Below are 20156 nucleotides of genomic sequence, written 5' to 3'. Positions count from 1 at the left end.
CAAAATGCCATTTACACAGATTATTTTACAGTCTCTCTTAAAAAAGGCTACTGCGCTCTTAATGTCCGACTCACTGAAAAATTCTCGGTAGTTGAAAAGCTAAGAGCGCTTTATCCAGTGAAAGCGTTGTGTCGTATTTTTAATGTTCACCGAAGCAGTTATCGCTATTGGTGTCGACCTAAGGAGCCAGATATTGAGCGAACGATAAAACGTAGCCTGGTCAGCGAAGCGTGGAACGTTATAGCCAAGCGACTTAATTTTGATTACACCATATGGACTGAGAACAAACTCTCTGTATCGCAACCCATCTCTCTTTTTTTGCTTTTTGCTTGTGCCCATTTATGCTCAATTGGGTTAAGATCTGGCGAATATGTAGGCAAATACTCCACCATATACCCTGCATCGATGATGACTTGTTGAATATTATGTTTTTTGTGAAAAGTGGCATTGTCCATCATGATTACACTGTTTTTAGGGAGTACTGGGATAAGGACTTGTGTGACCCAGGCATAGAAAACATCGCTGTTAATATTGATATCAAATAATCCGATAGCAAACAGCGTTGTGCCTAATAAAGCGCCGATAACATTTGTTCTTCCCCTAGCTCGCCAGTTCTTCAGGCCAAAACACCGTTGACCTTTTGGGGAATAGCCGTGAGTCCGTGGGGCATCGTGTGAAAAACCACTTTCATCAATAAAAACAATAGGTTTACCTTCTTTTTCATACTGTTGTTTTTTTTTGTTGAAATCCCTGCCGGGAGTTTTCGTCGGCTTTCGGATGACGTAGAGTTTTTTTTATAGGTCAATCCCAGCTTTTTAAGCGCTTGCCAAATGGCCTTCTGACAAACGCCAAAACGCTCTGCACGTTCTTTTTGGTAAGCATCTGGATATTGTTCAACATCTTTTATCAACTCGGATTTATCGATCTTTCGCTGACGCGTGGTCGATGCTTTTGACTCTATAGCCAAGCGACATTATTTTGATAACAGCCAGCTATGCTTCTTTGCCGCATATCAGGGCATAGGATGTAATCATTTTTAAGTCGGTTGGCTATATTTGATTAATCCAACGCGATACAGAGGCAGGGCCAATCCGAAATTGCTTCGCTGTTTCTCGGATACTCAACCCTTCGTTTTTCCGTGTAGATATCACTTTACGTCTAAAATCAATTGAATAGCTCATTTAAATAATGTAATCAAAATTAAGTCGTTTAGCTATAGTGGCGGGTCTGCGGGCGCAAGGACTATCGCCACGATGGTTACCAATACACACGACGTGAAACTTGGGCGGTGGTTAGCGGGTAAGTTGATGAAAGAATTAACCCTCGTTAGTTGCCAAACAAGAAAACATCAATACAACCGCGGTGGAAATGAACGTATTGATATTCCAAATCTGCTCAATAGGCAGTTCGCTGTTACCAAGCCTGACCAGGTTTGGTGCGGCGATGTATAGCTAAACGACTTAATTTTGATTACATTATTTAAATGAGCTATTCAATTGATTTTAGACGTAAAGTGATATCTACACGGAAAAACGAAGGGTTGAGTATCCGAGAAACAGCGAAGCAATTTCGGATTGGCCCTGCCTCTGTATCGCGTTGGATTAATCAAATAGAGTCAAAAGCATCGACCACGCGTCAGCGAAAGATCGATAAATCCGAGTTGATAAAAGATGTTGAACAATATCCAGATGCTTACCAAAAAGAACGTGCAGAGCGTTTTGGCGTTTGTCAGAAGGCCATTTGGCAAGCGCTTAAAAAGCTGGGATTGACCTATAAAAAAAACTCTACGTCATCCGAAAGCCGACGAAAACTCCCGGCAGGGATTTCAACAAAAAAAAACAACAGTATGAAAAAGAAGGTAAACCTATTGTTTTTATTGATGAAAGTGGTTTTTCACACGATGCCCCACGGACTCACGGCTATTCCCCAAAAGGTCAACGGTGTTTTGGCCTGAAGAACTGGCGAGCTAGGGGAAGAACAAATGTTATCGGCGCTTTATTAGGCACAACGCTGTTTGCTATCGGATTATTTGATATCAATATTAACAGCGATGTTTTCTATGCCTGGGTCACACAAGTCCTTATCCCAGTACTCCCTAAAAACAGTGTAATCATGATGGACAATGCCACTTTTCACAAAAAACATAATATTCAACAAGTCATCATCGATGCAGGGTATATGGTGGAGTATTTGCCTACATATTCGCCAGATCTTAACCCAATTGAGCATAAATGGGCACAAGCAAAAAGCAAAAAAAGAGAGATGGGTTGCGATACAGAGAGTTTGTTCTCAGTCCATATGGTGTAATCAAAATTAAGTCGCTTGGCTATAACCTATATTTGGACAGGCGACCGATGGGCGTATCTGGCGGTGGTATTAGATTTATTTGCCCGAAAACCCGTGGGTTGGGCAATGTCGTTTTCGCCAGATTCAGAATTAACAGCCAAAGCACTACAAATGGCTTGGGAACTGCGTGGGCATCCCAAACAAGTCATGTTTCATAGTGACCAAGGAAGCCATTACACCAGTCGTCAGTATAGGCAGGCATTGTGGCGTTATCAGATGACCCAAAGTATGAGTCGCAGAGGAAATTGTTGGGATAATAGTGGCTTTGTTGAATAATTTAACCGTTTGATTTACATCTTCTTTAGTTAGAATGCATTTACAGAGAATGTATTTTGTTAGAACGACAAATCAAATAGTTAGCACAATAAAAAGCATTCCGAGAGGAAAAATTAGTCGTTGAAATTTTATAATGCTTATATAAATCAGCATCTTAAATTATTCAACAAAGCCGATAATAGTCCGATGGAGCGATTCTTCCGTAGTCTGAAGACTGAATGGGTGCCAACGACTGGCTACCAAAGCTTTAGTACTGCTCAATCATCCATTATTCGCTACATAACCCATTATTATAGCGATGTCACACCTCACTGGTATAAAGGTGGGTTAACACCAAATGAATCAGAACGGCTGTTCCATCAACAGTCAGGTAGGGTAGCCAAAATTAGTTGACCACTACAACTCGGGGTACGCTCCGGTTTCTACGCACTACGCGCGATCGCATCAATGATAGGCTCCCAATATGCTATTGAATAGAATCAGGCAAGTCAGAATGGCTAGGTCAGCGCCATCCTGACTCGATTAAGAAAAAATCCCGCCTGAGTCTGTAAAGAATTTTGTGTAAATGGCTCCATTGCTTAACCGGAGATTCGTTCTCCATACATCAACATGAATTGGCTCATAGCAGGTTTCCAGTCTCTGATTGGCAAGGTCCATTTAGCAGAGATATTATGCAAGGCTAGATAGAGTAATTTTATCACCGAGTCATCCGTTGGAAATATTCGTCGCGTTTTCGTTATCTTGCGCAATGAAGCATTTAACGACTCTATCGCGTTGGTGGTGTAGATAACCTTGCGGATCTCCGGCGGAAAGTCAAAAATGACGATGAGACGTTCCCAATTATTTCTCCACGACGGGCTGATCGTCGGGAACTTCTCATCCCATTTGGCCGCGAAGGCATCCAGGGCCTCTTCAGCGCCCTCTAGCGTTGCGGAACTATAGATGGTGCGCAGGTCAGCAGCAACGGCCTTACGCTCTTTCCAGCCGACGTAGCGCAGCGAGTTCCGCACCTGATGCACAATGCAGAGCTGTACCCGCGTATGCGGGTAAACAGCTTCAATGGCATCAGGAAAGCCTTTCAGGCCATCGCAGCAGGCGACGAAGATGTCCTTTAGCCCACGATTTTTCAGTTCTGTCATCACAGATAACCAGAACTTGGCCCCCTCAGTTTTGGCTATCCATAGCCCCAGCAGCTCTTTTTCGCCCTGGCCGTTGACGCCGAGGGCCAGATAAACAGACTTGTTGGCCACGGCTCCGCCGTCCTGGCTTTTGACAACAATACAGTCAAGGTAAACAATAAGCGTGTTGCTTAATAGTGAAATAAGGGTGTTTCGGTGATTGAAGTAAATTTTACGCTGTTCTGAGATGGAAATTCCAAAGACCGGCGCTAAGGAGTAAGAAGGTATCATCAATAAAGGGTCTACGATTCCGTAAAATTTGGGTCATGCAACCGAGGCGCTTGATACCCGCGATGGCGTGTTCAACTGTAATACGGATGCCCGAGATTATTTTATTTTCTTGTTTTTGTTCAGGCGATAAAGGTCTTTTTCGAGTTCCTTTTTTTGGGATTTGTGTATTAGGATGCTGTTTATCTATACCTTGAAAACCGGTATCTGCCCAGATGGTTACCTCAGGAGGAATATGGCGAATTATATCGACTTTATCGAGTAAGCGTTTATCGTGACGGCGCCCATTTTTGCTCATGGGGATAAATCCAATTTGCCTTGTTTCGTCAGTCATAATAAGCCCTTTTCGAGTGGTCTGTCTTTTCTTTCCCGAATACATTTTTTTTCGCCGACGCAGATTCTTAGGCTTTTGGACAGGTCGCTCTGTCCCATCAATAAAGACGTCTTTAACTCCAGGAAAGGCGCGAAAAAATTCCTCAGCAGAGCGAATTTGACGAGCGGGCAAAACACATTCTCGCCCCAAGGTCATCTCTAAAACCGGCAATAATATTTTTACCCAGCGACATACCCGTTTTCTATCTAAACCAAAAAGAAGTCCTTGCAAATCATAGGTCGGATAACATTTTAAATACAATAAAATAAAAAGCAGTTTATCTAATGGGGTTGGGATAAATCCTTTCTGCCCTCCACCCATCTGCCGCTCGTGATCTTTTCGATTCTTTTGCCGATAAATCAAATAACAAGCTGAAAATTCAGCGGCTAAATTTTTCAATTCTTCGACTGATAATCCAATGATTGCTTTACATAAACGATTATCTCGTAACAACCGCTCTTTGTTGATCATTTCAAACCTTTATTCTCTAAGTTAAACCTCTTTTTATTCTCAATAGCCTGACAAAAAATGCAAGTCTCTATTCAGCAACTAGTTTTATGGGATAAAGCGCATCCAGCGGCCGTTGCTGCCAGCGCTTAACTTCATCCATCACAGCATTGGTCACTTGAGAAATGAAGCCAGCGGAAACATCGACCCCGTAGACTTCTTTAAAGTGTGCCTGAATATCACGGGTTGATAACCCTCTGGAATAGAGAGAAATAATGCGGTCATCGAAGCCGTTAAGCTGTTTTTCGTTCTTACCGATCAGTGTCGGCTCGAAGGTATAGACAACCGACTTAAAAATGATTACATCCTATGCCCTGATATGCGGCAAAGAAGCATAGCTGGCTGTTATCAAAATAATGTCGCTTGGCTATACTGTTGCGGTCGCGCGGAATATCGAGCTCGATCTCCCCATTTTGGCTACGTACGCTCTTGGATGTCTTGCCATTGCGGGAGTTGCCTGAATGATTACCTGCCGGGTCATGCTTAGCATACCCAAGGTGCATCTCCATCTCAGCTTCAAGAACCCGTTCCGCCAGTCTTTTAGTCAGCACCTTGAGTAGGCCTGATTCACCCAGCAGATCCTGAGGGGAGTGACAATCTTGAAGCAGTTGATAAGTTCGTTGCTGATAGGCATTTTGGGCTTTGTTGAATAATTTAACCGTTTGATTTACATCTTCTTTAGTTAGAATGCATTTACAGAGAATGTATTTTGTTAGAACGACAAATCAAATAGTTAGCACAATAAAAAGCATTCCGAGAGGAAAAATTAGTCGTTGAAATTTTATAATGCTTATATAAATCAGTATCTTAAATTATTCAACAAAGCCGGCATTTTGTTATCCTTTGAAGGTTTTCCTCAAAATGCCATTTACACAGATTATTTTACAGTCTCTCCCGCCTTCCCGAAGGATATCGCTCATCTCAGCGGCTTTTTTGAATAATTTAACCGTTTGATTTACATCTTCTTTAGTTAGAATGCATTTACAGAGAATGTATTTTGTTAGAACGACAAATCAAATAGTTAGCACAATAAAAAGCATTCCGAGAGGAAAAATTAGTCGTTGAAATTTTATAATGCTTATATAAATCAGTATCTTAAATTATTCAACAAAGCCCATCTCAGCTTCAATATCTTGTAAGTACATATTTTTCACTATATCACTATCGAGATCGGCAAACCTTGTGTTAGACGCACCAAGCGTTTTAAAATGAGTAGATACATCGCCATCATAATGATGATAATTATAATAATAATTATCACTATCATCAGACTCAACGTCAATTGCATTGTCTTCATCAATGGTGTTTAACGCGTCCGCATCCTGTTTCCACTGCGTTGCAACTATAACTTTAAACCTATCACCAGGAATCTCCCCTGTTACCATATTTTTACCTTTACTGACTGTCACGGTAACCATACCGTTCTCATTATTCTTACCCGGCAGGGTAAAGGTCACTTTATTACCTTGAATGTCATCCAGAGTAATAATCCCTGTTTTTGAACATTCATTCATGGCTTCTGGGGAGTTTATAAGCCGTATAATATTATCATCAATCTGACGATATAACGCCTGATTATCCCTTCGTACACCGCAGTAAAAAAATTAATAATACATTCCAGCAAACCATTAGGAGATAATGCTTTATTCACCTTATCCTGATTTTCTTCACCAGCGGCACATGCTGTAATATTATATAATGTACTTATGCTAGCCATCGTAATTCCCTTATCTGATAAAAAATACTTAACGAATAGGCGCACATTATTGTGCGACGGTTATATATCAGTAAGAAGGTTAATGCCGTATTTTTTTTCAGACAATAACGAATCATACTGGCAGCAATCTAGGCTGTGTCCCTTAATTACGTAACCGGGCGTAAAACAAGCGGATGCAGCCCAGTTTCACCATTGCTAGATAGTTTCTTGCCGTTTTTTCATAACGTGTGGCAATCCGTCTATATTCCTTTAAACGGCCGAAACATCTTTCTACAACGTTGCGACGGCGATAAGCATCACGATAAAGTTGTGAGCGTCCATCTGAAGCCAGTTTTTTATTTGATTTTCGGGGAATAACCGTTTTTATCCCTTTTCTTTTCAACTTGTTACGGAGTGCATTGCCAGAGTAGGCTTTGTCAGCCAGTACCGCATGACCACGACGCTTCATGCTACCGTTCTGCCGTTGCACGCCAATGCCGTCCAGGAGTCGTAACGCGAACAGGGGCTTTGTTGAATAATTTAAGATACTGATTTATATAAGCATTATAAAATTTCAACGACTAATTTTTCCTCTCGGAATGCTTTTTATTGTGCTAACTATTTGATTTGTCGTTCTAACAAAATACATTCTCTGTAAATGCATTCTAACTAAAGAAGATGTAAATCAAACGGTTAAATTATTCAACAAAGCCGCGAACAGGCTTTCGTGAGCCTGCCCAGCACTCAGTACGATATTTAGCGGGATGCCGCTTCCGTCAGTCGCCATGTGGATTTTGGTGCCATAACCACCTCGTGAGCGACTCAGGCTGTTATCGTTGGTAATATCGGGATGTTTTTTTGAGCGCCAGCCTCACATTTGAGCGCACGGATATTGCTGCCATCCAGCGCAGTGGCTGACCAGTCAACAAGTCCATGAGCATCAAGAAATGAAAGTAACTTATTAAAAATAATGTTAATAACTCCAGACTTTGACCATCTATTGAAACGGTTATAAACGGTTTTCCATGGGCCGTAACGTTCAGGTAAATCACGCCATGGGGCACCTGAACACAGTATCAAGAACATGCCGTTGACGATTTTGCGATGTTCTGCCCATGGCCGGCCTGCCTGCGGAGATGTCAAAACTGTTGGTAACAAGGGCTCAATGATTGCCCATGCTTCATCAGAAAGATCGTAGCGAGCCATAATCCAAAGTGTCTTAGAAACAGATGGATACTATAGCTCAAGCAATTAAGGGACACAGCCTAATATCCAGATACGTACCCAAGTCCTGCGTACTGGGCGCACTGACATAGGGTATTTCGCCGAGCAGCGGCGCGCGAAGATGGCGTTGCAGCGTTTCCAGATAATCTTGGTGCCAGCGTCCGGCCGGTTGAATATCGTTAGCAATCCAGCCCGCTAGCGCCAACCCTGACTGTGCAACGGCCTGCGCCGTCAGTAACGCGTGATTGATGCAGCCCAGCTTGATGCCTACCACCAGAATCACTGGCAGTTGCTCATGCTGTACCCAGTCGGCAAACGTCTGCTGTGCGGTCAGTGGCGTGAACCACCCCCCCGCCCCCTCAACCAGCACCCAATCGGCCTTTTCGGTCAAAGCCGCCAGACCGCGCGACATCACCGCGAAATCAATGGGCCGCTGCTCAACCCTGCTCACAATATGCGGTGAGGTTGGTTCAATAAACACCAACGGGTTGACCTCATCGTAAGTGAGCGGCAGGCTGCTGCACGCTTGCAGATGGCAAGCATCTTCATTACGAATGCCCTGCGGGGTCATTGCCGCCCCTGAAGCGACTGGCTTATAACCTGCACAGCGGTAGCCCGCCCGCGCAGCGGCCTGTAGCAATGCGCCGCTGGCGATGGTTTTGCCCACCTCAGTGTCTGTTCCGGTAATAAACCAACGTTTAGTCACGATAAATAATCCCATAAACCAAATGATAACTGAGGGTGAACCCACCCGGCGCCGCAGGATAAACCTGCGCCAGCGCTTGCAACCGCCGCCGGGTAAGCAAACCGCGCGAACGATCGCCATGGAGCCAGGTGGCCCCAATCCCTTTCAACGAGTGCATCACATCGCTCACGGTCGCAAAACGGTAGCTCAGGGTATGCGGGTAGAGCCGATGGCGATAAGGGCGACAGGCATCAGCGATCTGTGCCAACGGTAAAAAATCATTGACGCGTTTGGATCCATCAAGGCTCAGCCAGGCTTGTGCCAGCTCGCCGAGGGAGCCTTCAGCCAACGTAGAAAACACCACCGCGCCACCGGGACGCGTGGCCCGATAACAGGCTGCGATGGCACGCGGCAGATCTTCGCACCATTGCACTGCCAGATTACTGAAACAGAGATCGATGCTGTCATCCGCTAACGGTAAATGTTCAATGTCCCCTTGTATGTAGACATCGGCACTGTTTTCAAAGGCCGCTTGTTGTAGCATGCCAGCTGAAAGATCCAAGGCGACCACCTGCTTACCCAACGCGCGCCAGCGTTGACTGAAATGGCCGGTGCCACAGCCCGCATCCAATATCTGCGACCCGGCAAGCGGTAGCGCCAAGGTCATCAGATACTCACCGCTGGTGCGTTGCAGCTCGGCAAATCGGGTGTAGCGCTGTGCCGCACGACCAAAAGCCTGCGCAATAGCCCGTTTGTTATGCAATTCATCACTCATTGGCACCCCCTTCTTGCTCATGCGCTGCCGTGTGCAAAGCGGAAAGCAGACGAGCTATATCCTCATCCCTATGGCTGGCCGTCAGCGTAATCCGCAGCCGTGCGCTACCGGGCGGCACGGTAGGCGGACGCATCGCACTCACCCAGAATCCCTGTTCACGTAAACACTGTGCTACGCGCAACGCGGCAGCGTTGTCGCCGACGATCAACGGTTGGATGGCACTTTGCGAAGGCATTAAGGTAAAGGGCAAATCCCCGGCCCCGGCGTGAAACTGAGCAATATGGCGGCCTAACCTGTCACGTAGTGCATCGCCCTGCTGAATACAGGACAACGCTGCGCGCAATGCGCAAGCCTGAGCCGGTGGCATGCTGGTGCTATAGATCAGATGGCGGGCAAACTGTAAGAAATAGTCGGCCACCGATTCACTGCACAACAGCGCAGCCCCGCTCGCGCCAAACGCCTTACCGAAGGTCACGACCAGCAGTTCGGGTTGTATCCCCTGCTGCCAGCAACTGCCACGGCCTTGCTCACCGCACACGCCTACCCCGTGCGCATCATCCACCATCAGCCAGGCACCGCGTGCCTGCGTCAACGCATACAGTGCTTCCAGCGGCGCACTGTCACCGTCCATACTGAAAATGCCTTCTGTGACAGCAAGGGTTTCGCCGGAGCAATCCCCTTCCAACAGACGTTGTAGCGCTGCCGGCTGATTGTGCGCAAAGCGCCGCAGGGTGGCCGGTGACTGGGCCGCGGCTTCCAGTAATGACGCATGGCTGAGCTTGTCCGCCAGAATGCGATCTTGCGATTGCATCAGGGCGGCAACTACCGCCTGATTCGCGGCATAGCCGGAGACAAACAGCAGCGCACGCGGGTAACCTAGCCATTGCGCCAGTTCACCCTCCAACGCTGCATGCGCATCGGTATACCCCGTGACATGCCCTGAACCGCCACTCCCCACGCCATAACGCGTTGCACCGGTTTGCCAGGCGTCAATAATGGCCGGATGCTGGCTTAATCCCAGGTAGTCATTGCTGGAGAAATTCAGATAGCGTTGCCCCTGCTGCGTCAACCACCGTCCACCGCCCTGATTTAAAATGCGTGAGCGGTAAGCATCTTGCTCACGGCGCGTTATCAGCGCCGCGTCTATACGTTTTTGCCATCCCATCGGCGTCACACGGCAGCGTTATAGAACTGTTCGGTATCGGCTTCCAGCACCTGCTGCGCCAGTTGCATCTGCTGTTGGTTGTCACCGGCCTCCGTTTCCGTTTGTTGCGGATTGAGACCCAGTTTGCGAAACAGGATCAAATCCTTATCTTCTTTCGGATTGGGGGTGGTCAGCAATTTGCAGCCATAAAAAATGGAGTTGGCACCGGCCATAAAGCACATGGCCTGGGTCTGTTCACTCATCTGTTCGCGACCGGCGGACAGACGCACATGAGAGGTCGGCATCATGATGCGTGCGACAGCGATGGTGCGGATAAAATCGAAAGGTTCAACGTCGTCGTTGTTTTCCAGCGGCGTTCCTTTTACTTTCACCAGCATATTGATCGGTACGCTCTCCGGCGGCGTCGGCAGGTTTGTCAGTTGCACCAGCAATCCGGCGCGATCGCGGACGGTTTCGCCCAACCCGACAATGCCGCCAGAGCAGACTTTGATTCCTGCGTGACGCACTTTATCCAGAGTATCCAACCGCTCTTGATAGGTACGGGTGGTGATGATATTGCCGTAGAACTCCGGTGAGGTGTCCAGGTTATGGTTATAGAAATCCAGCCCGGCGTCAGCCAATCGTTCCGCCTGATCGCCATGCAAAGTGCCTAACGTCATGCAGGTTTCCATTCCCATTTCCTTGACGCCTTTCACCATCTGTTGCAGATAAGGCATATCGCGCTCATGGGGATTTTTCCAAGCTGCACCCATACAAAAACGGGTTGAGCCAGCCGCTTTAGCCTGGCGCGCGGAGTCCAGCACCTGCTCAACCTGCATCAATCGCTCCGCTTCCAGCCCGGTGCGATAACGCGCACTCTGCGGACAATACTTGCAATCTTCCGGGCAGGCACCGGTTTTGATGGAGAGCAGCGTGCTTACCTGCACCTGACGCGGATCGAAGTGCTGGCGATGCACCTGCTGCGCTTCAAACATCAGCTCTAAAAACGGTTTATTAAACAGTTGTTGCGCTTGCTCCAGCGTCCAGCGAATACGTTCTGCCATATGGTTGGCCTCTTTGTTCAACAGGGTGCCATGCCGCCACGGCGACATGAAAATGTGGCGTAAGTGTAAATGACAACGTTATACTGTCAACTAAATGAGTATCTATTTAGTTTACAATACGGTTTATTAATAATGTTGCTTTCAAATGCAGACCTGGAATTTGATCAACGCCATATCTGGCATCCTTACACCTCAATGACACACCCCCTTCCATGTTATCCGGTGGTAGCAGCCCACGGGTATCACCTGCAACTGGACGATGGGCGAGAACTGGTGGATGGCATGTCTTCCTGGTGGGCGGCGATCCACGGCTACAACCACCCGCGTCTCAACCAGGCGTTACAGCAGCAGATAGCCCATATGTCACACGTGATGTTTGGCGGCATTACACATCCTCAAGCCATCGCACTTTGCCAACGGCTCGTCACGATCACCCCTGCGCCGTTGGAGTGCGTGTTTCTGGCAGACTCCGGCTCCGTGGCCGTGGAAGTGGCGCTCAAAATGGCGCTGCAATATTGGCAGGCGCGCGGTGAGCAGCGGGCACGCTTTTTGACCCTGCGCCACGGCTACCACGGTGATACCTTTGGCGCCATGTCGGTGTGTGACCCACACAATGCCATGCACAGCCTCTATCAGGGGTATCTGCCTGAACACCTGTTTGTCGATGCGCCACGTAGCCGTTTTGATGGCGAATGGCATGAGTCTGATATCCAGCCGTTGCGCGATACACTGAATACGCACAGTCACGACATCGCCGCCGTTATCCTTGAACCGGTGGTTCAAGGCGCAGGTGGAATGCGTATCTACCACCCCACCTACCTCAAGCGTGTGCGCGAGTTGTGCGATCAGTACGGTATCTTTCTGATAGCAGATGAAATAGCGACCGGGTTTGGCCGCACGGGCAAGTTGTTTGCCTGTGAACATGCCGATATTGCCCCCGATATTCTCTGTCTGGGTAAAGCGCTGACCGGAGGATACCTGACGCTGTCGGCCACCTTGACCACGCGTAACGTTGCAGACACCATCAGCAACGGCGAGGCCGGTTGTTTCATGCACGGCCCGACCTTTATGGCTAACCCACTGGCCTGTGCCGCCGCCAATGCCAGTCTGGCGTTGCTTGCTAACGGGGAATGGCAGACACAAGTGATGGCGATTGAGCGCCAACTGCGCGCTGAATTAGTGCCATTACTGGATGCCGCGTTGGTGGCGGACGTGCGCGTTCTGGGCGCGATTGGGGTGCTGGAAACCACACGTCCGGTGAACGTGGCGCGCGTGCAGCGCTTTTTTGTAGAGCGCGGTGTCTGGATACGCCCTTTTGGCAAGCTACTATATTTAATGCCGCCCTATATTATTTCGCAACAGGCTTTAACACGCTTGAACAGCGCCCTGCGTGACGCCGTACAGCAGCACGAACTGTTTCAATAACACTCAGTCTCGATAACAATCAGTTTCAATAACAACTGGTTTTACTAACAGCGGGGAAAGTCAGCGGGAAAAACCTGTGATCTGTGGCACACCAAATTGATTAGCGCTATGATAATCGCCTAAGCTTATCAGGAACTTCCCATGCGTAATACGACAATCCTTTGCGGGCAGTATTTACGCGCTTTCGCACTTATTTATCTGTGTCTGTTCGCAGGTAATGCTATATCCGCGTTACTCCCGCTGACTATTCCCGGCAGCATTATCGGTATGCTCATCCTTTTTGCCCTGCTGGCTTCGCAGATCCTTCCTGCGCAATGGGTAAAACCCGGCTGCCATCTAATGATTCGCTATATGGCGCTGCTGTTTGTGCCTATCGGCGTGGGCGTCATGAATTACTATGATCTGCTGAGCAAGCAGTTTGGCCCCATCGTGGTGTCATGTCTTATCAGTACGCTGGTAGTGATGCTGGTCGTTGGCTTTTGCACGCAGTTGATGCAACGTGAACACATTATCACTACGCACGAAACGCCGGATGATGAAGCGAAAAAATGATGTTGTCCAACATCTGGTGGTCATTGCCCCTGACCTTGCTGACCTTCTTTGCGGCGCGTAAGTTGGCCATAAAATGCAAAATGCCACTGCTAAACCCGCTGCTGGTATCAATGGCTATCCTGATTCCAGTATTACTCCTGCTCAATATCCCTTACGAAAACTACTTCGCGGGCAGTAAAGTGGGCTTTGTTGAATAATTTAACCGTTTGATTTACATCTTCTTTAGTTATAGCTAAACGACTTAATTTTGATTACATTATTTAAATGAGCTATTCAATTGATTTTAGACGTAAAGTGATATCTACACGGAAAAACGAAGGGTTGAGTATCCGAGAAACAGCGAAGCAATTTCGGATTGGCCCTGCCTCTGTATCGCGTTGGATTAATCAAATAGAGTCAAAAGCATCGACCACGCGTCAGCGAAAGATCGATAAATCCGAGTTGATAAAAGATGTTGAACAATATCCAGATGCTTACCAAAAAGAACGTGCAGAGCGTTTTGGCGTTTGTCAGAAGGCCATTTGGCAAGCGCTTAAAAAGCTGGGATTGACCTATAAAAAAAACTCTACGTCATCCGAAAGCCGACGAAAACGCCCGGCAGGGATTTCAACAAAAAAAACAACAGTATGAAAAAGAAGGTAAACCTATTGTTTTTATTGATGAAAGTGGTTTTTCACACGATGCCCCACGGACTCACGGCTATTCCCCAAAAGGTCAACGGTGTTTTGGCCTGAAGAACTGGGGAGCTAGGGGAAGAACAAATGTTATCGGCGCTTTATTAGGCACAACGCTGTTTGCTATCGGATTATTTGATATCAATATTAACAGCGATGTTTTCTATGCCTGGGTCACACAAGTCCTTATCCCAGTACTCCCTAAAAACAGTGTAATCATGATGGACAATGCCACTTTTCACAAAAAACATAATATTCAACAAATCATCATCGATGCAGGGTATATGGTGGAGTATTTGGGCTTTGTTGAATAATTTAACCGTTTGATTTACATCTTCTTTAGTTAGAATGCATTTACAGAGAATGTATTTACAGAGAATGTATTTTGTTAGAACGACAAATCAAATAGTTAGCACAATAAAAAGCATTCCGAGAGGAAAAATTAGTCGTTGAAATTTTATAATGCTTATATAAATCAGTATCTTAAATTATTCAACAAAGCCAGTAAAGTGCTGAACGATCTGTTGCAGCCGGCAGTGGTGGCGTTAGCGTTTCCGCTCTATGAACAGCTTCATCAAATTCGTGCGCGTTGGAAATCCATCATCAGCGTCTGCTTTATCGGCAGCATGGCAGCGATTATTTCCGGTACGATCATTGCGCTGTGGTTAGGCGCGACGCCCGAAATTGCTGCATAAGTGCTGCCTAAATCGGTAACCACGCCCATCGCCATGGCGGTCGCAAGCACCATCGGCGGCATTCCCGCCATTAGTGCGGTTTGTGTGATTTTTGTCGGCATTCTCGGTGCAGTGTTCGGGCACACGCTGTTTAATCGCGTGGGCATTCGCACCAAGGCAGCGCGCGGACTCGCCATGGGCACGGCATCACACGCGCTGGGCACGGCCCGTTGCGTCGAGATCGATTTTCAGGAAGGGGCGTTCAGCTCTTTGGCTCTGGTGATTTTCGGCATAATGACCTCGCTGATTGCGCCTTTTATCTTTCCGCTGCTGGTGCAACTGTTCCACTAGCGACAGAGATGATGCAGACGGCGCGATAATCGCAGCGCCGTTGCATTCTGCTCGATAATTTGAGATATATCGCGCAGAATGCATCTTAATTTCAATAGGTTCACGTTCGACGAGATACTGTTCACAATTTATTGATAGGCTACTTTTTACCCTGACAACAAACAATAATGGCAAAAAGAGTACATCGCTATGCACCCACGATATCACGCCCCTTTTGCACAACTTTCTGACACACTGCAACACGTCTTGCTGCCGATACTTGAACGCCCTGACTTTGTCGGGATGCTACTTGCTGACGACGTAACGACCCTGTGTACCCACTGCGATCTGACGCCGGAGACGTTGGCCTACGCCTTGCTCCCTCTTGCGGCAGCATGCGCCATTGCCCCTATTTCGCATTTTCAAGTGGGTGCCGTTGCCCAAGGCGAAAGCGGCAATCTCTACTTTGGTGCCAACATGGAGTTCACCGCCGTGCCGTTGCAACAAACACTGCACGCGGAGCAGAGCGCCATCGCGCATGCCTGGCTGCGCCAGGAACGCGGTTTGACCAGTATCACGGTCAACTACACGCCCTGCGGGCACTGCCGTCAGTTTATGAATGAACTGAACCGGGCAAACACGCTGCACATCCACCTGCCGGGGCGCGAACCTGCACAACTGCACCACTATTTACCCGATGCCTTTGGACCGCAGGATCTGAACATCACCACGCTATTGATGGATCAGGTCAATCACGGGCGCACCCTGCTCTATGCCGATCTGCTGGCGCAGACAGCATTGGACGCAGCCAACCGCAGCCATGCGCCTTACAGCAATGCGTTGAGCGGCGTCGCGCTGGAAACCGAACGCGGCACTGTGTATACCGGGCGCTACGCAGAAAATGCGGCGTTCAACCCCAGCCTGCCGCCGCTTCAGGTGGCGTTGAATCTGATGAATCTGGCCGGTGAAGATATTCACAGCGTGCGACGCGCCGCGCTGGTTGAGCCACGCAATACCACCATCAGTCAGTGGGTGATGTTGCAAATTATTCTGGCTGAAGCTGGGTGTACCGACGTTCAGCAACACTTTATCGACTGATACAGCGCACAAAAATGGTGAGTAAACTGGGGAGCATTGACAAAATGTTGTGACGCAAGTCATGTGTAACTATTTTAATTAACATTTTCTGTACATATTTTTTGGGTAATTTAAGATCCGCGCTGTCATGTCGTATCATTACCTAAATTCGTTTCTGTTACCCGAAGAGTAAGAAAAGTCATGGAATTAGAATACGAAAGCAAACGCGCACTCTACATCCCTTATGCTGGCCCTATCCTGTTGGAATTCCCGTTGCTGAACAAAGGCAGCGCCTTCACCAATGAAGAACGTGCCAACTTCAACCTGCATGGCCTGTTGCCTGAAGCCGTGGAGACCATTGAAGAGCAGGCAGAACGCGCCTGGCGTCAGTATCAGGAATTCAAAAATGATATGGAGAAGCACGTCTACCTGCGTAATATTCAGGATACTAACGAGACGCTGTTTTACCGCCTGCTGGACGCACACCTGACCGAAATGATGCCGATCATCTACACCCCAACGGTCGGTAAGGCGTGCGAACACTTCTCAGATATTTATCGTCGTGCCCGCGGCTTGTTTATCTCCTACCCGAACTGTGAAAACATCGATGACATGTTGCAAAACGCCACCAAGCAGAACGTGAAGGTGATCGTGGTCACCGACGGTGAGCGTATCCTTGGTCTGGGCGATCAGGGCATCGGCGGCATTGGTATTCCTATCGGCAAGCTGGCACTGTACACAGCCTGTGGCGGCATCAGCCCGGCCTATACCCTGCCGGTAGTGCTGGATGTGGGCACCAACAACCCGCAACGCCTGAACGATCCGCTTTATATGGGCTGGCGTCACCCGCGCATTACCGGCGAAGAATACGATGCCTTTGTGGAAGAGTTTATTCAGGCGGTGAAACGCCGCTGGCCGAACGTGTTGCTGCAATTTGAAGACTTTGCGCAAAGCAACGCCACACCGCTGTTAAACCGTTACCGTGATGAAATCTGCTGCTTTAACGACGACATTCAAGGCACCGCCGCCGTGGCGCTGGGCAGCCTGATTGCCGCCAGCCGTGCTGCTGGCACACAACTGCGCGATCAAACGGTCACCTTCCTGGGTGCCGGTTCCGCCGGTTGCGGTATCGCGGAGCAAATTATCGCGCAGATGAAATCTGAAGGTCTGAGCGAAGAAGAAGCGCGTGCTCGCGTATTCATGGTGGATCGCTTCGGCCTGCTAACCGACAAACTGCCGAACCTGCTCGATTTCCAGAGCAAACTGGTGCAGAAGAGCGAACTGCTGAGCGAGTGGGACGTTGCCAGCGATGCGATCTCGCTGCTGGAAGTGGTGCGCAACGCTAAGCCGACCATCCTGATTGGCGTCTCCGGCCAACCGGGTCTGTTCACGGAAGAGATCATTCGCGAAATGCACACCCACTGTGCGCGCCCTACCGTGATGCCACTTTCCAATCCGACCTCCCGCGTGGAAGCGCGTCCGGAAGATATTATCCGCTGGACCGACGGTGCCGCACTGGTCGCAACCGGAAGCCCGTTTGCGCTGGTCAAGCACAAGGACACCCTGTTCCCGATTGCCCAATGTAACAACTCCTATATCTTCCCCGGTATTGGCTTGGGCGTGCTGGCTTGTAGTGCCAAGCGCATTACCGATGGCATGCTGATGGCTGCCAGCCGCGCTTTGGCCGATTGTTCGCCGCTGGCCAACAACGGGGAAGGTGCTTTGCTGCCTGACCTGGAAGATATTCAGGATGTGTCTCGCCGTATCGCGATGGACGTAGCTAAAGCCGCGCAGTTGCAAGGCGTCGCAGAAGTGACCTCCAGCGATACGCTGGCGAAGGCGATTACGCACAACTTCTGGCAACCGCAATACCGCAGCTATAAGCGCACCTCGTTCTAAGCGTTTCAGTTGCCTAAAACACAACGGCCCCGATACCGGGGCCGTTTTTATTTGCGCTGAACTATGGGCGTAATTTGGGATCGAGAGCATCGCGCAAACCATCCCCCAGCACATTAAACGCCAGCACGGTCAGGAAAATCGCCAGACTGGGAAACAACGCCACGTGAGGTGCCATCACCATATCGGCCCTGGCTTCATTGAGCATCGCGCCCCACTCCGGCGTTGGTGGCTGCGCCCCAAGACCAAGAAAAGAGAGGCTAGCCGCCGTAATGATCGACATGCCCACACGCATTGAAAAATAGACCACAATCGACGAAAAGGTACCGGGAAGAATGTGACGTAATAAAATGGTGCTGTCGGAGGCACCAAGGCTACGCGCCGATTCCACATAGGTTTGCTGTTTCAACACCAAGGTGTTACCACGTACCAGACGCGCAAAGGCAGGAATGCTGAAAATCGCCACGGCGACAATCACATTGGCCATACCGCTACCCATCACCGCCACCACGGCAATCGCCAGCAGGATGCCCGGAAAGGCAAATAATACGTCGCAGATGCGCATAATCAGCCGATCCCATCCTCCTTCATAGTAACCGGCCACCAGCCCCAGCAAGGTACCGATAACCATGCCAACTGCCACGGACAAAATACCTGCCGCCAGCGAAATACGCGCGCCAAGCAGAATACGGCTGAAGATATCGCGACCCAGCGCATCGACGCCGAGCCAATGCAGCGAAGAGGGCCCCTCATTCAAACTGTCATAATCGAAATAGTTTTCCGCATCGAACGGAGCCAGATAAGGCGCGAGTAGCGCTACGGCAATAAGTAGCACCACAAACACGCCCGCCATCACGGCGGTGCGCTGCAATAAAAAACGTCGCCAAAACTCACCGAGCGGAGTGCGGATGGTGGTTTCCCGCAGCAGCGGCAGCGTTGCCAGCACGGCCTTACGTCGCCAATGTTTCATCGCGGCTCCTTATCGATAGTGAATTGACGGGTTGATTGCCGCATACAGCACATCCACCAGCAGGTTAATGACAATAAACTCCAGTGAGAACAACAGCACCAGTCCCTGAATCACGGGGTAATCGCGCATCTCCACCGCGTCCACCAACAAGCGCCCTAACCCCGGCCAGTTAAACACTTTTTCCACCACGATAGACCCGCCCAGCAAAAAGCCAAACTGAAGGCCCATCATCGTCACTACCGGGATCAGCGCATTGCGCAGACCATGTTTGGTGATGACCAAAAATTCGCGGACCCCTTTAGCGCGTGCGGTACGCATGTAGTCTTCTTGCAGCACATCGGCAAAGGAGGCGCGCGTGAAACGCGCCATCACGGCGGCAACGGCAGCGCCCAGGGTGATTGAGGGCAAAATACAGTGACGCCAGCTCTCCGCACCGACGGTGGGTAACCAACCCAGCTCAACGGAAAAGACCTGCATCAACAGCATCCCCAACGCAAACGATGGAAATGACAGGCCAGATACCGCAAGCGCCATCCCCAGCCGATCCGGCCAGCGATTGCGCCAGATAGCGGAAATCATACCGATGCTCATGCCGAAGATAACCGCCCACACCATGCTGGTTAAGGTGAGCCACAGCGTCGGCAAAAAACGGATTGCAATCTCATTGGTGACCGGACGTTTAGAGGCCATTGAGGTGCCCAGATCCGCTTGTAACACATGGGTGAAAAAGCGCCAGAATTGCTCGTAGAGCGGTCTATCCAGACCTAAATCCTGCCGGACCATGGCAATCACGGCGGCATCAGCCTCACGCCCTGCCATCAGGCGAGCAGGATCGCCCGGCAGCAGGTGCACAAACATAAACACCACGACCAGCACAATCAGCAAGGTGGGGATCATGCCCAGCAGTCGTTTGAGGAAATAATTTAGCATAACAACATGATTATCCTTCTTGTTTCATTGTATGGCATAGCGTTCGCCGCGCCTTGTTCCTCGCGCGACGGCAACACGAAAACGACCAGGTTCTCAGCCGCGTCTATTACGCGGCCGAGAAAACCCAGCGCC

At 49.1% G+C, this 20156-nt stretch carries 23 protein-coding genes and 8 pseudogenes; 15 read left to right on the top strand and 16 right to left on the bottom strand.

All coding sequences use genetic code 11. From position 1 onward, the window contains the following. Positions 1-36 precede the first annotated feature (36 nt). A pseudogene (locus ACQGXV_RS28280) lies at positions 37-228 on the top strand (IS3 family transposase); the annotation flags it as partial. A gap of 35 nt (positions 229-263) precedes the next feature. Here the strand turns inward: ACQGXV_RS28280 and ACQGXV_RS28275 are convergent. From ACQGXV_RS28275 to ACQGXV_RS28265, 3 genes are all read right to left on the bottom strand, one after another. Beyond that, entirely contained in the window at positions 264-695 is a 432-nt protein-coding gene (locus ACQGXV_RS28275) for an IS630 family transposase (RefSeq protein ID WP_440867655.1), read from the bottom strand. Further along, complete coding sequence (locus ACQGXV_RS28270) at positions 617-967, bottom strand: IS630 transposase-related protein (RefSeq protein ID WP_440863876.1); 351 nt, start codon at positions 965-967, stop codon at positions 617-619. Before ACQGXV_RS28270 ends, ACQGXV_RS28275 begins: the two co-directional genes overlap by 79 nt. A gap of 82 nt (positions 968-1049) precedes the next feature. Then, positions 1050-1181 (bottom strand): helix-turn-helix domain-containing protein, encoded by a 132-nt coding sequence (locus ACQGXV_RS28265; protein WP_440863424.1) that lies wholly within the window; start codon positions 1179-1181, stop codon positions 1050-1052. Positions 1182-1217: 36 nt separating this feature from the next. Here ACQGXV_RS28265 and ACQGXV_RS28260 point away from each other — a divergent pair. The 5 genes and pseudogenes from ACQGXV_RS28260 to ACQGXV_RS28240 form a co-directional block, all read left to right on the top strand. Beyond that, positions 1218-1448 (top strand): annotated as a pseudogene (locus ACQGXV_RS28260) (IS3 family transposase); the annotation flags it as partial. A 35-nt stretch (positions 1449-1483) separates the two neighbouring features. Beyond that, a complete protein-coding gene (locus ACQGXV_RS28255; protein ID WP_440863875.1) occupies positions 1484-1954 on the top strand; it encodes an IS630 transposase-related protein in 471 nt (156 codons plus the stop codon). Then, complete coding sequence (locus ACQGXV_RS28250; protein ID WP_440867654.1) at positions 1867-2307, top strand: IS630 family transposase; 441 nt, start codon at positions 1867-1869, stop codon at positions 2305-2307. Before ACQGXV_RS28255 ends, ACQGXV_RS28250 begins: the two co-directional genes overlap by 88 nt. 21 nt (positions 2308-2328) lie before the next feature. Beyond that, positions 2329-2607, top strand: a pseudogene (locus tag ACQGXV_RS28245) (DDE-type integrase/transposase/recombinase); the annotation flags it as partial. Between the two features lie 135 nt (positions 2608-2742). Beyond that, complete coding sequence (locus ACQGXV_RS28240; protein WP_440863874.1) at positions 2743-3015, top strand: integrase core domain-containing protein; 273 nt, start codon at positions 2743-2745, stop codon at positions 3013-3015. A 185-nt stretch (positions 3016-3200) separates the two neighbouring features. Here the strand turns inward: ACQGXV_RS28240 and ACQGXV_RS28235 are convergent, their stop codons facing one another. From ACQGXV_RS28235 to ACQGXV_RS28225, 3 genes and pseudogenes are all read right to left on the bottom strand, one after another. Beyond that, complete coding sequence (locus ACQGXV_RS28235; RefSeq protein WP_440867653.1) at positions 3201-4031, bottom strand: IS256 family transposase; 831 nt, start codon at positions 4029-4031, stop codon at positions 3201-3203. Then, entirely contained in the window at positions 3973-4872 is a 900-nt protein-coding gene (locus tag ACQGXV_RS28230; RefSeq protein ID WP_440863873.1) for a transposase family protein, read from the bottom strand. The genes ACQGXV_RS28235 and ACQGXV_RS28230 overlap by 59 nt, the downstream gene beginning before the upstream one ends. Positions 4873-4957: 85 nt before the next feature. Further along, positions 4958-5542 (bottom strand): annotated as a pseudogene (locus ACQGXV_RS28225) (transposase); the annotation flags it as partial. Between the two features lie 139 nt (positions 5543-5681). Here ACQGXV_RS28225 and ACQGXV_RS28220 point away from each other — a divergent pair. Continuing rightward, on the top strand, positions 5682-5849 hold the full coding sequence (locus ACQGXV_RS28220; RefSeq protein WP_440863872.1) for a hypothetical protein: 168 nt from the start codon (positions 5682-5684) through the stop codon (positions 5847-5849). A gap of 159 nt (positions 5850-6008) precedes the next feature. Here ACQGXV_RS28220 and ACQGXV_RS28215 read toward each other — a convergent pair whose 3' ends face one another. The 8 genes and pseudogenes from ACQGXV_RS28215 to bioB all read right to left on the bottom strand — a co-directional run bounded on the left by ACQGXV_RS28215 (position 6009) and on the right by bioB (position 11496). Then, positions 6009-6452 carry a hypothetical protein gene (locus tag ACQGXV_RS28215; RefSeq protein ID WP_440867652.1) on the bottom strand — a complete coding sequence of 148 codons (444 nt, stop codon included), beginning with the start codon at positions 6450-6452 and terminating at the stop codon, positions 6009-6011. Beyond that, positions 6437-6625, bottom strand: coding sequence for a hypothetical protein (locus ACQGXV_RS28210; protein ID WP_440863871.1), 189 nt, complete (start codon positions 6623-6625; stop codon positions 6437-6439). Before ACQGXV_RS28210 ends, ACQGXV_RS28215 begins: the two co-directional genes overlap by 16 nt. 142 nt (positions 6626-6767) lie before the next feature. Continuing rightward, positions 6768-7115: pseudogene (locus ACQGXV_RS28205) on the bottom strand (IS5 family transposase); the annotation flags it as partial. Positions 7116-7313: 198 nt separating this feature from the next. Next, a pseudogene (locus tag ACQGXV_RS28200) lies at positions 7314-7810 on the bottom strand (IS5 family transposase); the annotation flags it as partial. A 37-nt stretch (positions 7811-7847) separates the two neighbouring features. Beyond that, positions 7848-8534, bottom strand: a complete 687-nt coding sequence (gene bioD, locus ACQGXV_RS28195; protein ID WP_440867651.1) for a dethiobiotin synthase — start codon at positions 8532-8534, stop codon at positions 7848-7850. Then, a complete protein-coding gene (gene bioC / locus ACQGXV_RS28190) occupies positions 8527-9288 on the bottom strand; it encodes a malonyl-ACP O-methyltransferase BioC (protein ID WP_440863870.1) in 762 nt (253 codons plus the stop codon). Before bioC ends, bioD begins: the two co-directional genes overlap by 8 nt. Then, entirely contained in the window at positions 9281-10453 is a 1173-nt protein-coding gene (gene bioF, locus ACQGXV_RS28185; RefSeq protein WP_440867650.1) for an 8-amino-7-oxononanoate synthase, read from the bottom strand. Before bioF ends, bioC begins: the two co-directional genes overlap by 8 nt. Positions 10454-10458: 5 nt before the next feature. After that, complete coding sequence (gene bioB / locus ACQGXV_RS28180) at positions 10459-11496, bottom strand: biotin synthase BioB (RefSeq protein WP_440867649.1); 1038 nt, start codon at positions 11494-11496, stop codon at positions 10459-10461. Positions 11497-11628: 132 nt separating this feature from the next. On the opposite strand from bioB, the gene bioA reads away from it, so the two are divergent. The 8 genes and pseudogenes from bioA to ACQGXV_RS28140 all read left to right on the top strand — a co-directional run bounded on the left by bioA (position 11629) and on the right by ACQGXV_RS28140 (position 18127). After that, positions 11629-12921 carry an adenosylmethionine--8-amino-7-oxononanoate transaminase gene (gene bioA / locus ACQGXV_RS28175; RefSeq protein ID WP_440863869.1) on the top strand — a complete coding sequence of 431 codons (1293 nt, stop codon included), beginning with the start codon at positions 11629-11631 and terminating at the stop codon, positions 12919-12921. A gap of 141 nt (positions 12922-13062) precedes the next feature. Beyond that, a complete protein-coding gene (locus ACQGXV_RS28170) occupies positions 13063-13473 on the top strand; it encodes a CidA/LrgA family protein (protein ID WP_440863867.1) in 411 nt (136 codons plus the stop codon). Next, a pseudogene (locus ACQGXV_RS28165) lies at positions 13473-13655 on the top strand (LrgB family protein); the annotation flags it as partial. The gene ACQGXV_RS28170 and the pseudogene ACQGXV_RS28165, both read left to right, overlap by 1 nt. An 82-nt stretch (positions 13656-13737) precedes the next feature. After that, complete coding sequence (locus ACQGXV_RS28160; protein ID WP_440862584.1) at positions 13738-14103, top strand: IS630 transposase-related protein; 366 nt, start codon at positions 13738-13740, stop codon at positions 14101-14103. Next, entirely contained in the window at positions 14027-14461 is a 435-nt protein-coding gene (locus ACQGXV_RS28155; protein ID WP_440867583.1) for a transposase, read from the top strand. The genes ACQGXV_RS28160 and ACQGXV_RS28155 overlap by 77 nt, the downstream gene beginning before the upstream one ends. Before the next feature lie 135 nt (positions 14462-14596). Then, a pseudogene (locus tag ACQGXV_RS28150) lies at positions 14597-15172 on the top strand (CidB/LrgB family autolysis modulator). 189 nt (positions 15173-15361) lie between these two features. Next, positions 15362-16249 carry a cytidine deaminase gene (gene cdd, locus ACQGXV_RS28145; protein WP_440863866.1) on the top strand — a complete coding sequence of 296 codons (888 nt, stop codon included), beginning with the start codon at positions 15362-15364 and terminating at the stop codon, positions 16247-16249. Between the two features lie 180 nt (positions 16250-16429). After that, positions 16430-18127, top strand: coding sequence for an NAD-dependent malic enzyme (locus tag ACQGXV_RS28140; protein WP_440863865.1), 1698 nt, complete (start codon positions 16430-16432; stop codon positions 18125-18127). A gap of 61 nt (positions 18128-18188) precedes the next feature. Here ACQGXV_RS28140 and gsiD read toward each other — a convergent pair whose 3' ends face one another. Together gsiD and gsiC are read right to left on the bottom strand one after the other, a co-directional pair. After that, a complete protein-coding gene (gsiD, locus tag ACQGXV_RS28135; protein ID WP_440863863.1) occupies positions 18189-19094 on the bottom strand; it encodes a glutathione ABC transporter permease GsiD in 906 nt (301 codons plus the stop codon). A gap of 9 nt (positions 19095-19103) precedes the next feature. Further along, a complete protein-coding gene (gsiC, locus tag ACQGXV_RS28130; RefSeq protein WP_440863861.1) occupies positions 19104-20024 on the bottom strand; it encodes a glutathione ABC transporter permease GsiC in 921 nt (306 codons plus the stop codon). Positions 20025-20156: the final 132 nt, after the last annotated feature.

This window comes from Symbiopectobacterium purcellii, assembly GCF_052050035.1.
Lineage (GTDB): Bacteria > Pseudomonadota > Gammaproteobacteria > Enterobacterales > Enterobacteriaceae > Symbiopectobacterium > Symbiopectobacterium purcellii_A.
The sequence above is the reverse complement of the archived record's forward strand: the minus strand, read 5'-3'. Positions and strand labels throughout refer to the sequence as shown.